Annotated in this window: 18 protein-coding genes; 14 read left to right on the top strand and 4 right to left on the bottom strand. The window is 42.8% G+C overall.

Annotated elements, in window-relative coordinates; translation table 11 throughout:
- Nucleotides 1-7: 7 nt before the first annotated feature.
- The 7 genes from WMO62_RS05530 (at nucleotide 8) to WMO62_RS05500 (ending at nucleotide 7219) form a co-directional block, all read left to right on the top strand.
- Complete coding sequence (locus tag WMO62_RS05530; RefSeq protein WP_015535748.1) at nucleotides 8-604, top strand: MptD family putative ECF transporter S component; 597 nt, start codon at nucleotides 8-10, stop codon at nucleotides 602-604.
- Entirely contained in the window at nucleotides 604-1356 is a 753-nt protein-coding gene (locus WMO62_RS05525; protein WP_055222061.1) for an energy-coupling factor transporter transmembrane component T, read from the top strand. The genes WMO62_RS05530 and WMO62_RS05525 overlap by 1 nt, the downstream gene beginning before the upstream one ends.
- Nucleotides 1353-2819: an ABC transporter ATP-binding protein gene (locus tag WMO62_RS05520; protein ID WP_054335617.1), complete on the top strand. Its 1467-nt coding sequence runs from the start codon at nucleotides 1353-1355 to the stop codon at nucleotides 2817-2819. The genes WMO62_RS05525 and WMO62_RS05520 overlap by 4 nt, the downstream gene beginning before the upstream one ends.
- A 126-nt stretch (nucleotides 2820-2945) precedes the next feature.
- Nucleotides 2946-4730: an ABC transporter ATP-binding protein gene (locus WMO62_RS05515; protein WP_138344132.1), complete on the top strand. Its 1785-nt coding sequence runs from the start codon at nucleotides 2946-2948 to the stop codon at nucleotides 4728-4730.
- Entirely contained in the window at nucleotides 4731-6479 is a 1749-nt protein-coding gene (locus tag WMO62_RS05510) for an ABC transporter ATP-binding protein (RefSeq protein WP_015528447.1), read from the top strand. It begins immediately after the preceding gene.
- A gap of 11 nt (nucleotides 6480-6490) precedes the next feature.
- Nucleotides 6491-6859, top strand: coding sequence for a metal-dependent transcriptional regulator (locus WMO62_RS05505; RefSeq protein ID WP_015528448.1), 369 nt, complete (start codon nucleotides 6491-6493; stop codon nucleotides 6857-6859).
- A 123-nt stretch (nucleotides 6860-6982) separates the two neighbouring features.
- Nucleotides 6983-7219, top strand: coding sequence for a hypothetical protein (locus tag WMO62_RS05500; RefSeq protein ID WP_015528449.1), 237 nt, complete (start codon nucleotides 6983-6985; stop codon nucleotides 7217-7219).
- Between the two features lie 15 nt (nucleotides 7220-7234).
- Here the strand turns inward: WMO62_RS05500 and WMO62_RS05495 are convergent, their stop codons facing one another.
- Nucleotides 7235-8614 (bottom strand): relaxase/mobilization nuclease domain-containing protein, encoded by a 1380-nt coding sequence (locus tag WMO62_RS05495; protein ID WP_118721484.1) that lies wholly within the window; start codon nucleotides 8612-8614, stop codon nucleotides 7235-7237.
- Nucleotides 8581-8904, bottom strand: coding sequence for a MobC family plasmid mobilization relaxosome protein (locus WMO62_RS05490; protein ID WP_015528451.1), 324 nt, complete (start codon nucleotides 8902-8904; stop codon nucleotides 8581-8583). Before WMO62_RS05490 ends, WMO62_RS05495 begins: the two co-directional genes overlap by 34 nt.
- 249 nt (nucleotides 8905-9153) lie before the next feature.
- On the opposite strand from WMO62_RS05490, the gene WMO62_RS05485 reads away from it, so the two are divergent.
- Together WMO62_RS05485 and WMO62_RS05480 are read left to right on the top strand one after the other, a co-directional pair.
- Entirely contained in the window at nucleotides 9154-9525 is a 372-nt protein-coding gene (locus WMO62_RS05485) for an MmcQ/YjbR family DNA-binding protein (RefSeq protein ID WP_054335618.1), read from the top strand.
- The gene (locus WMO62_RS05480; RefSeq protein ID WP_054335660.1) at nucleotides 9525-9956 is read left to right on the top strand and encodes a flavodoxin family protein; all 432 of its coding nucleotides are present in this window, start codon (nucleotides 9525-9527) and stop codon (nucleotides 9954-9956) included. The genes WMO62_RS05485 and WMO62_RS05480 overlap by 1 nt, the downstream gene beginning before the upstream one ends.
- 58 nt (nucleotides 9957-10014) lie before the next feature.
- Here WMO62_RS05480 and WMO62_RS05475 read toward each other — a convergent pair whose 3' ends face one another.
- Together WMO62_RS05475 and WMO62_RS05470 are read right to left on the bottom strand one after the other, a co-directional pair.
- Nucleotides 10015-10215, bottom strand: coding sequence for a helix-turn-helix transcriptional regulator (locus WMO62_RS05475; RefSeq protein ID WP_054335619.1), 201 nt, complete (start codon nucleotides 10213-10215; stop codon nucleotides 10015-10017).
- Between the two features lie 57 nt (nucleotides 10216-10272).
- Nucleotides 10273-11007 (bottom strand): XRE family transcriptional regulator, encoded by a 735-nt coding sequence (locus WMO62_RS05470; protein WP_117457278.1) that lies wholly within the window; start codon nucleotides 11005-11007, stop codon nucleotides 10273-10275.
- A 192-nt stretch (nucleotides 11008-11199) separates the two neighbouring features.
- Here WMO62_RS05470 and dinB point away from each other — a divergent pair, with 192 nt between their 5' ends.
- From dinB to WMO62_RS05445, 5 genes are all read left to right on the top strand, one after another.
- On the top strand, nucleotides 11200-12447 hold the full coding sequence (gene dinB, locus WMO62_RS05465; RefSeq protein ID WP_138344134.1) for a DNA polymerase IV: 1248 nt from the start codon (nucleotides 11200-11202) through the stop codon (nucleotides 12445-12447).
- Between the two features lie 14 nt (nucleotides 12448-12461).
- Nucleotides 12462-12674 carry a LexA family protein gene (locus WMO62_RS05460; protein ID WP_117457280.1) on the top strand — a complete coding sequence of 71 codons (213 nt, stop codon included), beginning with the start codon at nucleotides 12462-12464 and terminating at the stop codon, nucleotides 12672-12674.
- A 12-nt stretch (nucleotides 12675-12686) separates the two neighbouring features.
- Complete coding sequence (locus tag WMO62_RS05455) at nucleotides 12687-12926, top strand: hypothetical protein (protein ID WP_054335621.1); 240 nt, start codon at nucleotides 12687-12689, stop codon at nucleotides 12924-12926.
- Nucleotides 12927-13176: 250 nt separating this feature from the next.
- Nucleotides 13177-13749 (top strand): ArpU family phage packaging/lysis transcriptional regulator, encoded by a 573-nt coding sequence (locus WMO62_RS05450; RefSeq protein WP_227589477.1) that lies wholly within the window; start codon nucleotides 13177-13179, stop codon nucleotides 13747-13749.
- Nucleotides 13750-13758: 9 nt separating this feature from the next.
- Complete coding sequence (locus WMO62_RS05445; RefSeq protein ID WP_055059686.1) at nucleotides 13759-14130, top strand: hypothetical protein; 372 nt, start codon at nucleotides 13759-13761, stop codon at nucleotides 14128-14130.
- Nucleotides 14131-14180: the final 50 nt, after the last annotated feature.

Here is a 14180-nt window from a genome sequence, read left to right as displayed (position 1 = left end):
TACTGGTATGAGTTCCCAGAAAAAAAGTTCCCGGCTTGAGGGAAAAGATTTAATTACTATCGGCATCTACACCGTCATCTATGTCGTCATTGTTATGCTGGTGGCGATGCTTGGCTTCATCCCCATTTTTATTCCGCTGATGGCGGTGCTGTGTCCTTTGATTGGCGGCATCCCCTATATGCTGTATGTTACAAAGGCTAAAAAATTCGGGATGACTGCAATCATGGGTTTCCTGATTGGCCTAATCATGGTGTTCTTCGGCAACGGCTATCTTACTATGGTAACTGGTCTTGTTGGCGGCCTGTTGGCTGACGTGATCCTGAAAAAGGCAGACTACAAAAGTGCAAAGAGTACAGTCCTTTCCTGCGGTGTGTTCAGCATCTGGGTGTTTGGCAACTTTGCTCCCATTTTCCTGAACCGTGAAAGCTATATGGTAATGCTGACTGAAGGATACGGCGCTGAATATGCAGCTACCCTTAATACATATATGCCTATGTGGATTGCGCCTATTTTGCTGGTTGCCTGCTTTGTGTTTGGCCTTGTCGGAGGTATGATTGGGAAAGCCATTTGCAAAAAGCACTTCCAGCGTGCCGGTATTGCATAATGGCGCGGGAAATTCTGCTCAGCAAAAAAACAGAACAAGGGTTGCGGCTCGATCCGCGTACAAAACTGTTGCTCATCTTCATCATAAGCATTTTTGTCATGGGTGGAACAGGCGGAGAAGCTATGGGACTGATCCGCCTTGTTCTTTGTGTGGTTCCGGCTATATTGCTGCTTACCTCGAAACAATGTGCAAAAGCTGTGGGCTATATTGCTGTGTTTTCTGTTTTTTATGCTGTCCAAATTTATGTTTTGCCGCACCTTACGGGGATATTGAATTTCCTTGTTCTGTTTACAATAGGATTCTTCTGCCGAATCCTTCCCAGTGTTGCGATTGCTGCCTATGCAGTGAAAACAACAACGGTCAGTGAATTGATTTCCGGCATGGAAAGAATCCATATGCCTAAAGAAGTGACGATCCCCTTAACGGTCATGTTCCGCTTCTTTCCAACTGTCTTTCAGGAGTCAGAAGCAATCAGTGACGCTATGAAAATGCGTGGGATTAAACTTGGAGGGAAAAAATCTTCAAAAATATTGGAGTATAAGCTGATCCCGATGATTACCTGCTCCGTGAAAATCGGTGAGGAACTTTCCGCTGCGGCAATTACCCGTGGCCTCGGCGCTCCTGTCAAACGCACAAACATTTGCCAGCTTAAATTCAATTTTGCCGATGTGGTGCTGATCTTGTTTTGTTGCTTTGTAGTGTTTTGGGCGATTGCTTCCCCGATAATTTCCGCAGGAGGGATTTTGCCATGATAGATTTTCAAAATGTTTCTTTTTCTTATGGTGAAGAATCCAGCGGCGGAGGGATTAGAAATGTCAATCTCACCATAAACACAGGGGAATTTGTTTTACTCACGGGAGAATCCGGCTGTGGGAAAACAACGATTACCCGTTTGGTAAACGGGCTGGTGCCTCATTATTACGAGGGCAAATTAGAGGGCGATGTCCTTCTGGACGGAAAAAGCGTATCAGATACGCCGCTTTATGACTTGGCTGCTATGGTGGGATCTGTATTCCAGAATCCCAAAAGTCAGTTTTTCAACGTGGATACGGATAGTGAATTAGCCTTTGCCTGTGAAAATTTAGGCTATCCTCAGGAGGATATCCTGAAAAGGATTGACCGGACAGTTTCCGATTATCATATTGAAGATTTGATGGGGCGAAGCGTGTTTGCTCTGTCCGGAGGCGAAAAGCAAAAAATAGCCTGTGCTTCATCAAGTGTATTGCTGCCGGGAATTATGGTCCTGGACGAACCATCTTCTAATTTGGATATGGCTGCTATTGATGACCTGCGGCAGGTCCTAAGCCTCTGGAAAAAGCAGGGCAAAACAATTCTGATCGCAGAACACCGCCTTTACTACCTTCACGATCTTGCAGATCGTGTGCTGTATGTAAAAGATGGGGAGATTGAACGGGAATACACGCCTGCTGAATTTGACAGCTTATCGGATGGCACTCGAAAAGAAATAGGGCTGCGGCCGTTTTCTCTCTCGAAGTTGAAGCCTGCGAATCAGTATCAGGCGCATACAGCTAAACAGATGGAATTTCAAAATTTCTGCTTTGCGTATAAAAAGCGCGAACCGGAAAGCCTCCATATTCCGAGTGCAGAACTGCCTGTTGGAGAAACGATTGCCATTATCGGTCTGAATGGCGCTGGAAAATCTACTCTGGCCCGCTGTATTTGCGGACTGGAAAAGAAGTGTGGCTTTTTGCAGGTTGAGGGGAAAACCCTTGATTGGAAAGCCCGGCTCAAACATTGCTACATGGTAATGCAGGATACCAGCCATCAGCTATTTACCGAAAGCGTGGCGGATGAAGTGCTTCTGAGCATGGACAACAAGGATGAAACTGTTGTGGATAAAATCCTTAAACAGTTTGATCTGCTGGAATATAAAGACAGGCACCCGCTTTCTCTTTCCGGCGGGCAAAAACAGCGGGTAGCGATCGCGTCTGCCATTGTGAGTAACCGGGAGATCATTGTGTTTGACGAACCAACAAGCGGGCTTGATCTCAAACATATGAGGGAAGTTGCGCGGAGTTTGAAGTCACTCGCGGATCAGGGCAAAACGCTTCTTGTTATTACGCATGATCCGGAGTTGGTGATGGCGGGATGTTCGTATGTAGTCCATATGGAAAAAGGGCAAGTAAAAGAAAGCTATCCATTGGACGAATCCGGCAGTAAAAAGGTTTTGGATTTTTTCCGAATCCGCCAGTGAATTTTAGAAATTATGAATGTCAGGGCCGCCTTGACTGGACAGAAAGATAATGATAAGAGGCCGCTTTACTTTGGCGGCCTCTTGTTTTTGAAGCACAGACAGTACGGCTCAATATAAGGAGGGCTTATGTTCAAAAAAATCTTTGAGTACGCAGGGCCATATAAGAAAAATATGTATGTGGCCACGGTTGTCGTACTGGTCAGCGTTCTTACGGGTATCCTGCCTTTTGTGCTGGCCTATCAGGTCATTTCGCCATTGGTTATGGGCGATTCTGTTGAAACAGAATTTGTTTTATTGCGTGTTATAGGGGTTTTGATCTGTCTTGTTTTGCAGGCGTTTTTTTATGGATGGGGATTATCAATTTCTCATAAAGCAGCATATAACACATTGTTGCGGCTGCGGGTATCTCTGCAAAAGAAGTTTGAGAAACTTCCCCTTGGCATTGTGGAGGAAAAAGGGACAGGGACAATCAAAAAGCTGTTTGTCGATGATGTGGACAGCTTGGAATTGCTCCTTGCTCATTCAGTCCCAGAGGGTATCGCAAATTTACTGATCCCGCTGGTGATTTATGTTGCTATGTTTTGTGCGGACTGGAAACTGGCTCTTATGTCTTTGGCCTCTATCCCGATCAGCCTGCTCTCCATGGTCATTATGTACTCTGTTGGAATGAAGCGCATGGGTCCCTACTATCAGTCTGCACAGAAAATGAACAACACGATCATTGAGTACATCAATGGTATGGAGGTTGTCAAGGTTTTCAACCGGGAGAGCGAATCTTACGAGAACTTCCGCAAGGATGTAACGGACTATCGGGATTATACCTTGGCATGGTATAAGGCCGCCTGGCCCTGGATGGCGATATACGGAAGTCTACTGCCCTGCACTGTTATTCTGACTTTGCCTCTTGGGGCATGGTTTGTTCTCTGTGGCATAAGCACTTTACCTGATTTGATTTTAGTCCTCTGCCTTTCCCTCAGCATTGGGATTCCTCTCCTGAAAGCACTGGGCTTTATGGAGACGATTCCGAATCTGAATTATAAGATCACGGCACTTGAACAGATGTTAAATACGGCACCGCTGCAAGCTGCTGAGGATGATTTCCACGGACAGGATTTTAACATTTCTTACGATCATGTTTCCTTTGCGTATCAGACGACACAGCCTGGCCCAGATGGGAAACCGATAATAGCGGAAAACGAAGTCCTCCACGATATTACCTTTGTGGCACAAGCAGGACAAAAAACTGCCCTAGTTGGTGAATCCGGTTCTGGCAAGAGCACCCTTGCAAAACTGTTGATCCACTACTATGACCCGCAGAAAGGGAGCATTTCCATTGGCGGGCATAAACTTTGTGATATGAGCCTGGAGGCATTGAACAGCCGCATTTCCTATGTGGCTCAGGATCAGTACCTGTTTAACACCTCCCTGCTGGAAAATATCCGTCTTGGACGTTTGGATGCTACCGATGAGGAAGTAATGCAGGCGGCGAAGAAAGCCCGGTGTATGGAGTTTCTGGAAAAGCTGCCGCAAGGTATTCACTCCATGGCGGGCGATGCGGGGAAAATGCTTTCCGGGGGGCAGCGCCAGCGAATTTCCCTGGCGCGGGCAATATTGAAGGATGCCCCGATTGTAGTGCTTGACGAGGCTACGGCCTATGCTGATCCAGAAAATGAGGAAAAAATGGAGGCTGCTATTGCGGAGCTGGTGGAGGGAAAAACCTTGGTAGTTATCGCTCACAAACTTCCCGCTATAATGAACGCAGATCAAATATGCGTTATGGATCACGGAAAGATGGTGGCAACCGGAAAACATCAGGAGCTGATTCAAGCTTGCCCAGAATACCAAAAGTTGTGGAAAGCGGCTCAGGACAGCGCCGAGTGGAAAGTATCTACTGCAAAGGAGGGAAGATAAATGTTTGCATTGATTTCAAGAATCCTGAACCTCTCCGGGAGGTATAAAAGCCGTATTCAGGCTGCATTTCTATGTGCATTTGTCGAGTCCATTCTCTCCAAAATGCCGATCTTCATGGCGTTTATTGTCTTGGCCGGGTTTGCTGATAATACGCTGACTGGAAAGACCTGTCTGTTTGTCGGACTTGGATTATTAGCTGTTGTAGTGGTTCAGACAGTGGTTCACTATTTGAGCGACCGTCTGCAAAGTGCCGCTGGATTTATGATCTTTGCTGATAAACGGATGGAGTTGGGAAATCATTTAAGAAAAATGCCGATGGGTTACTTTACATCGGGGAATATTGGAAAAATCAGCTCTGTTCTCAGTACGGATATGGTATTCATTGAGGAAGTTTCTATGAGTACCATTGGCAACATGATGAGCTATATGCTGTCTACTTTGGTTTTAGCTGTTTTTATGTTCGTACTGGATTGGAGACTTGGGCTGATTGCGGTAATCATTACCTTGCTGGCATCACTGGTTGCAAAATATATGAATAAGGTTTCCTTCAAGGAGGCTGTCGGGCGTCAAAACCAAAGCGAGAATTTGACGGATGCGGTCTTGTCTTTTGCTGAAGGAATTGGGGTTATCAAAAGTTACAATCTGCTCGGAGAAAAATCTGACGAATTAACGGAAAACTTCAAAAAATCAAGGGATGTCAATACGAAGTTTGAGCAGAAAATGACACCGTGGACCACTGGCTTAAACATTCTCTATGGCGTGGGTATTGCCGCTATCTTCGGTTTATCCGTTTTTTTACATCAGGAAGGCGTACTCTCCCTGGCTTATCTTTTGGGCGTGCTGCTGTTTGTCTTTGATCTCTTTGGACCTCTGAAAGCTCTTTATGGAGAAGCAACCCGACTGACCGTGATGAATGCCGCATTAGACCGCATTGAAGCTGTTTTGGACGAGCCCGAACTTCCCGATAACGGAAATCAACATATTCTGTCACAGGCACAGCCGGATCAGCCAGAAGTACAATTTAGCGATGTGGGCTTCGCCTATCAGGACAAGGAAGTCCTGCACAACATCAGCTTCTCTATGCAGAAGAATACCATGACCGCACTTGTGGGACCGTCTGGCGGTGGCAAATCCACGATTGCGAACCTTCTGGCGCGGCTGTGGGATGTGAAATCCGGCAAAGTGACAATCCGTGGTACAGATATTCGGGATGTACCTCTCGCCGAACTGATGGAACAGATCAGCATGGTTTTCCAGAGGGTGTACTTGTTCCAGGATACCATTTACAACAATATCAGCATGGGTAAACCGGACGCTACCGAGGAAGAAGTCTATGAGGCTGCAAAAAAAGCCCGCTGCTATGATTTTATCATGGCGCTGCCAGATGGATTCCAGACAGTCATCGGTGAAGGCGGCGCTACTCTGTCCGGCGGCGAAAAGCAAAGAATCTCTATCGCCCGATGCATTTTGAAGGACGCACCGATTGTCATTCTGGATGAAGCGACTGCAAGTGTTGATACCGATAATGAAAGCTATATCCAGGAGGCAATCAATGAGCTGGTAAAGGGTAAAACATTACTTGTGATTGCACATCGCCTGAATACCATCCGTCAGGCAGATCAGATTTTGGTGATCTCTGATGGACGGATCAGCGAACAGGGAACCCATGACGAGCTTATGGCAAAAGCCGGGATTTATCAGGATTTTGTAAATATCCGTAAAAAGGCTTCCGGCTGGAGCCTTGCATAAAGGAGGAACCGATGAAGATTCATGCGTCCGGGGAGGATTATCTGGAGGCTGTGCTGATTCTTCAAAAGAAGCAGGGTATGGTCCGATCCATTGATCTTGCCCGGCACATGGGATTCAGTAAACCGAGCATCAGCCATGCAGTAGGTGTGTTAAAGAATGGCGGTTTCCTGACTGTCGATGAAGATGGATACCTCAATCTGACTAATGCCGGGCGGGAGGTTGCCGAGAAAATTTATGAACGCCATCAGTTCTTTACGGAGCAGCTTGTAGCTGTCGGGGTTGATCGGGAAACTGCAGAAAGAGATGCCTGTCGGATAGAACATGTAATCAGTGAAGAAGCTTTTGAAAAATTGAAAACTTCGGTTGAAAAAAAGTATTAGTACAATGTTGATTCACCGAATCTTTTATGTTCATCATACTATAGAATTGTTGAGAAACGTGAAACAGGGTATGAAACTCGTATACTAAAAGACATTCAGAGTGGAATTACACTAGAAACACTTATGGCAAAAGGACATAGGAAAACGCCGGAAGAAAAAGCAGCTGTTGCGAAACAAAAGAGGAAACAGAGGCGAGCAAAACGGAAAAAAGAAGCAAGAGATAATCTGACCAAAGAAGAGATCTTGCAAGATGACCGATTTTTCTGTATTGCTGGTTATACCTCCGGAGGTGCACCGTATGGTGTCACCTGGGAGGAAAAGGATTTGAAACCTTGGGAAGATTTGGAAGAAAATGAGTGAGTTGCCAGTGCAATCTTATTTTTCTCTTGTGACAGAAACAGGTTCCTTTTTTGCCGGAAGTAAGTCTGAACTGATCTCTGGAGCATCGAGCAGTACAGTGAAATTTTGCTGAATGATCTCTAGGGTTTTCTGCTTTTTCTGCAATTCCTGTTTTTCCCGGACAGTAGCATCCTGTTCAGATTCAAGATTTTCAATCCGCTTCTGGATTTTATTAGAGCTTGGGATTTTGGTGATACCGAGATCCTGAAGCTCTTTTTTTAGTGAATCGTGGAGCTGGTATTCTGCCTGATGTTTGGTGCGGTATGCTTTTGGATTTTTAGCAGATTTACAATCTTCAATTACTTTACGACAAAGCCGGTAAGAATTGCAGTGTTTCTGAATGACTTTCTGCGTGCTCAGCTCACTGTTGATTTGTGCTATTCTTTGGTCGGCAACTTTCACAGAAGCTTCAATGTCAGATACATGCTGCCTGAAATCGTCATAATTCAGCAAGTTATTTTCGGAAAGATAGTTGAAGGTGCGGGCTGCCTCTTTTAGATTATTGAGCTTTGCCCATCGTTCAAATCCCTCTCGATTTCCAGTTGTGACATAAGTGGAGATATTGATATACAAGCGAGCTTCTCTGGACAGATGTCTTGGAGTTTTTACTTTGCTACGATTTTTAGCCAGACGGATGCGAACATTTTCTTCGGAATAATAGCTTCCGAGAGATTTCATATAAGTGAAGTTCTTCTGCTCCGGTGCACGGAAGGACAGGTGCTTTCCCTGCCGGACTTCATATCCGGCTAACTGCATCTTTTGCAGAAATTCCTCATAGTTGATGGAAGTCCAGATTGATTTATCAACTGCGACACGTAGCTTGGCTTTCCAACTGGTGCCACGATGATATTCCATGTTCTCTTTATAGCTTTTACCTTTTTCTCCGGTTGGCATGCTGGTGGCAAGTCCATTTTCATGGCAGATACGATTACTGATTCTGCAGAGTTTATGGTAGCTCCGCTTATTGGAAACATACTTGTGATGATCAACAAAGCTTGCAGCGTTGAAGATGATATGATTGTGAATATGATTTTTGTCAACGTGTGTGCTGATCACGTACTCATATTTTCCTTTCAGCACTTCGTCAGCAAATTGTTGACCTAAGCGATGGGCATTTTCGGCATCAACTTCTCCAGGTTTAAATGATTGGATCAGATGAAATGCCAGGTTATCGCCTTTATCCATTCCATTCTTTTTTGCCATTTCTCTTGTCATAGAAAATTCAAGATCTGCAGTTTCCGGGGAACAGCCAAAACTGGAAACTAACAGTTTTTCATCTGTCTTATCTGGATTTGTAATATAGTCCAGAGCTTTCTTGTCAGTTACCTTAATGGGGAAGATTTTAAGATACGCCATAATTCTTTCACCATCTCTTTCAATTCTTGCATTTCTTCTGGATATAGATCTCCGGTGGTATTTACCTTTTTTGCAATCTGGTTGATATTTACACCAATCTTGTGCATTTCCTCATACTGTTTCTTCAGTGGGGTGGTATCGGTGTTGACGATGTAACCGTCGATTGCCATCTTACGCAGATAAGCTCCCATGTTTTTGGTTTTTGATTCTATCATCTTCCTGCGTATAAGCTTCCTTTCTTCTTCGGTGACATAAAAATGGATTTCTTTGTTTCTCTTTCTTTCAGCCATTGGTGGGTTCTCCTTTCTGAGAGGACAGTAGTATCGTTGCTTTCAACGTTTTTCAATTTAGGGCAGGGTACCCTAAATTGGGATTTCCCGGAAGTGTATCCTCACTTCCTGTCCTTGCTGTTTTACCCCTCTATTAGTTAAAGTCAGGAGAACCGGGAAAATGCAAAAGAATTTGGCAGGTAGCACGGGAAGTGAAAATATGGTATGATTATGGGCAGGATATCAGGAGAATCAGGAGTTGAATAGATTGTGAAGAAAGAAGAAATTTTTGAATATGTGAAGAAACAGTATGGTACGATGCCGGAGTATTTATGGGCACAATCACCAGATAATGCTGTGTTGCGACATAAGAATGGAAAATGGTATGCTGTGGTCATGAGCGTTGAAAAATGCAAACTAGGATTAGAAGGAAATGAATTTGTCGATATTATGGATGTAAAATGTGATCCGGAAATGACAAGTATGATTATTCAGACCTTTGGATTTTTGCCAGGATACCATATGAACAAACAGCACTGGATCACAATTTTACTGGATGGTTCAGTAAGTGAAGCAAAGACATTAGATTTTTTGGATATGAGCTATGATATGATTGATGGGAATAGAGGAAAGGAAGAATGATGAGAAAGGTAATCGTATATTCATCTGTGCATCATGGAAACACAGAGAAATTAGTAAAGAGCATTGCAGAAGAGTGTCAGGTTGATTTGATTGATGCTGTAAAACAGCCAGATGCAGATCTGAGCAGTTATGATACGATTGGGTTTGCATCAGGAATCTATTTTTCAAAATTTCATCAGTCGATATTGGGATTTGCAGAGAAGAATCTACCGGACGACAAAGGGGTATTTCTGATCTGTACTTATGGTGGAAGTGCGAATTATAAATCCATAGAGCAGATTTTGGGCAAGAAGCATTCTACAGCAATCGGAAAATTCGGATGCAAGGGCTATGACACATTTGGCCCATTTAAACTGGTGGGTGGTATAGCAAAAGGACATCCAGATGGAAAAGATATAAAAAATGCAGTTGAGTTTGTAAAAGGACTCTAAATAGTTTAGCGAAAAAGAAAAACCGGGGAACAGTCCTCGGTTTTCTGATATTTGCGGTTCAGTCTTCAATTTGAAAAATCTCTTCTACTGGCATTTTCAGATAATGTGCCAGACGGATTGCAATTTCGAGAGAGGCATTTCGCTCACCACGCTCAATGCGTCCGATGGTATCACTGCAAGAACCGACAGCTTTTGCAAGATCTGCCTGAACGAGATTTCGTTCTTCACGGATATCTTTAAGTGTGTTGTTAATTGCCATTTTATCACTTCCTTTATTATTTTCAGCAAGAGCAGGCTAGAAGTCTGCAGTTGATCTTTAATGAAAACCAGGGATTTCTGCTCCTTTGCATTTTCCGATTACTTTCCCAAAGATTTTAAAAGAATCAGATTCATAAATCTGGATTGGATGATACTTTTCATTCAATGAAACCAGATAAACTCCATCCGGACCGTCATGTAGCTCTTTGATATAGGTATTGCCATTGAGATAGAAGATACCGATTTCACCGTTGGAGATACTGTCTTGTTTATGAACCCATGCAACATCTCCGGTATGATACATTGGTTCCATACTGTCACCAGATATACGGATTCCAAAATCCGTCTTTTCAGGTGCGAGATGACCGACATTGTAACTTTCTTTTACACTGTCTTCAATATAATTTCCAGTACCGGCAGAAGCTGGCTCTACTGCAATCGGCTGATAATTTTCAAATGGAATGATATCGGCTCTATGCGGAAGATACTTTCTGGACGCCCGCAGAAGATTGGCAAATTCAATAATCTTAGCTTTGCCGTCTTCATTCAAATTTTCCATGACATGATCAAATGGATTTTCACCTAAAAATTCTTCGTATATATCTTCAATATCTAAAATCTGACAAACTGTCAGGATTGTGTGTAAGGAGGGTTCTCTTGTTAGATTCTCCCATTTGGAGACTGCTTTCGTAGTAACTTCAATTCCTTCCTGAGCAAGTAAGTCCACCAGATCCGCCTGGGAGTAGCCTTTCCTTTTTCTGTTTTCTACTAATACTTCTCCGAAAGCACGCATATGTTCGCCTCATTTCTTTTTGATTTTTCTATATGCATTATAACCCGAATAAAATCAAAAATCAAGAAAAATCTCCGAAAAGGAGATAGTACGACCAAGATGTCGCTTGACTATCTCCAATACGGAGATATATACTAAGCATACAGAAATTGATAAGACAATAAACCAAACAGAGAGAAGGTGGTGGAGTTAATGGGAGACAGGACAATTCTTCATAGCGACATGAATTCATTTTATGCAAGTGTGGAAATGCTGCATCACCCGGAATTTGCCGGAATGCCTCTTGCAGTTGGCGGTGATCCGGAAGCCAGACATGGAATTGTGCTGACAGCAAATTATATTGCAAAGCGAAAAGGTGTAAAGACCGGAATGGCATTATGGCAGGCAAAACAGATTTGTCCGGAAATCATTTTTGTGCCACCACGGATGGACTTGTATTTGAGATTTTCACAGATGGCAAGAGAAATCTATTCGGAGTATACGGACAAGATCGAGCCATATGGGATTGATGAAGCCTGGCTGGATGTATCAGCCAGTAGAAATCTGAAAGGAAGCGGAATAACGATTGCAAGAGAAATCAGCCATCGGATTAAATACGAACTGGGTGTAACGGTAAGTATTGGAATTTCCTGGAATAAGATTTATGCGAAACTTGGTTCAGATTACAAAAAGCCAGATGCGATTACAGAGTTTAACCGGGAGAATTATAAAAGTATGATTTGGCAGCTTCCTGCATCGGATCTGCTTTATGTTGGAAGACAGACTCGGAAGAAACTTCAGAAGCTGGGGATTCGAACCATTGGGGAACTTGCAGAAAGTGATGAAGCAATGTTAGAAAGCCATTTTGGAAAGATGGGAATTGTGTTATGGTCATTTGCAAATGGCTGGGACGATGATCCAGTTTGCAAAGATGGGTATACAGCTCCGGTGAAGTCAATTGGTAATAGTACCACAACTCCAAGAGATTTAGAAGATGATCTGGATGTCTGGATCATTCAGATGGCACTGGCAGAAAGCGTTGCAGCAAGATTAAGAAAACATGGTTTTAAATGCAAAACGATAGAAATTACGGTCCGAGACAATGGCTTGTTTCGTTTTTCGAGGCAGAAACAATTACATCATCCAACAAATATAACAGATGAGATTGTTACAGCAGCATTTCAATTGTTTAAGGATTATTATAAATGGGAGCATCCAATCAGAAGCCTTGGTATTCGAGCAGTAGATCTTGTGTTGGATGATATTCCCGTCCAGTTGGAACTTTTTGGTAATCAAGAGAAACAGGAAAAATTGGAAAAGATGGATCGCACTGTAGATGAGATCAGACGACGGTTTGGGTATTTCAGTATACAGAGAGCAGTTATGTATCAGGATAAAGTCTTATCCCACTTGGACGCTGGTACACATACAGTTCATCCACACAGTTATTTTCATGGATAATGGGAGGGATAGATTTGAAACAGACATTAACCAGAAAACAGGAAGAAAGCTATCAGTGCATTTTGAATTATACGAAGGAGCATGGATATCCGCCGACAGTTCGGGAATTTGGAAAACTGATCGGAGTAAGATCAACGTCATCTGCTTTTTCCAGAATTAAGCAGTTGGAACAAAACGGATATATCCGAAGGATTCCGGCATCGCCAAGAGCAATAGAGATCTTATAGTGAGGTGTCGGTATGAATAAAGTGTATGTAGATGTAGTGGCAGAGTTTCGGAAAGACGGAAAACTGGTTCCTATATTTTTCACCTGGGAAGATGGAAGAAAATATAACATTGACAGAATTTTGAAAATTGAGCGATGTGCCAGCAGAAAGGCAGGCGGTGTAGGAATGATGTATACCTGTATGATACAGGGACAGGAAAGCCATTTGTTTTATGAAGTGGATAAATGGTTTATGGAGAGAAAAACAGCATAAGGAGAGATTGGTATAGACGATATTATTTGGATTATTAACCGGCAGGGATAGTCACTTTCCCTTTATATTCCTGTAGGTTTTACATAAGAAGATGGATTCCGGTCAGCAAAGGCAGCTCCCACAATGCCTTTTGGATATCCGCTTCTGCAAGTTGTAGTAAGTAATTGCTTCCCATCAAAATCATGGGGAAAGCGAACTGGTCTGAAAGACCGCCAGTTAGTGTGATGATGATAAGGAGATTTTGAAACTGATGACAGACAGAGATTATGCAATTAAATCAATGAAAGAGATTACCTTCCAGATGGCAAGCCATGCACAGGATTATCTGGAAGTAACGATGGAGAGACATTATACAGATATCAAGGAACTGATGACAAGCTATCAGAAATTGATTTTGGAAAATCAAATTGTGTTAGAAGAACTGGATATGGAATGCCAGGAGAAAATCAATGAAGATATGGCATATGCATTGAGTTATCTGAGCATTTATAACAACCAGCTGAATGTGCCAAAGATGCACCGGGAGATGAATAATCTGATGATTATTTATGGATTGTCGGACATGATCTATCGGGGAATGACTTTGGTGAAGTTCTATGCACCGAATGGTGTGATGCTCAGTGAAATCCTTCATTCCTGTTTTTGCAGTCATTATAATAAGACAGATGTGGAAGTACAACAGGAGTTAGGAATAGGCAGGACTTCTTTTTATAAAATGAAGAAGCAGGCACTTGGGTATTTAGGATTTTATTTTTATGAGATCGTGGTACCGCAGGCAAAGGATAAAAGATTTAAACCGTCACTGGGCGTTGAGGAAGAGTAGGTGAATAATATGAGATACGAAGATTCGATGAAAGGTGTAGCTGCTCAGATAATCAAAGAACAGCTGAGAGCCAGTAAAATTAAAAACAATCCAGAAGAGTTCCATTGGCATGATGAATATGCAACGTTGAATTTCTTTCGGTTTATCTGCAAAAATATCGGTAACTTGGGAAATGGAGAAATTGAAAAAATGGTCACACGCTTGAAAAGCATAGATCAGAAAGCAGTGGAAAACCATGTGAATGGTGCTGTTTGGGCATTTGATTATGATAAGATGTTCTGTGTATTGATGGAAAATGAAATTTGCCGAAAGGTGTGTGAAAAGAATAAATATAATAGTTGGATGAAGCTGATTGGACAGTATTGTATCTCAATGGCTTAAAGATAAAGAAAGTTGCTGGAGAGAAAAAATATTCTCCAGCAACTTTGTCT

It is taken from the genome of Hominiventricola aquisgranensis, from assembly GCF_040096225.1.
GTDB lineage: Bacteria > Bacillota > Clostridia > Lachnospirales > Lachnospiraceae > Hominiventricola > Hominiventricola aquisgranensis.
This window is presented reverse-complemented; position numbering and strand designations above follow the sequence as displayed.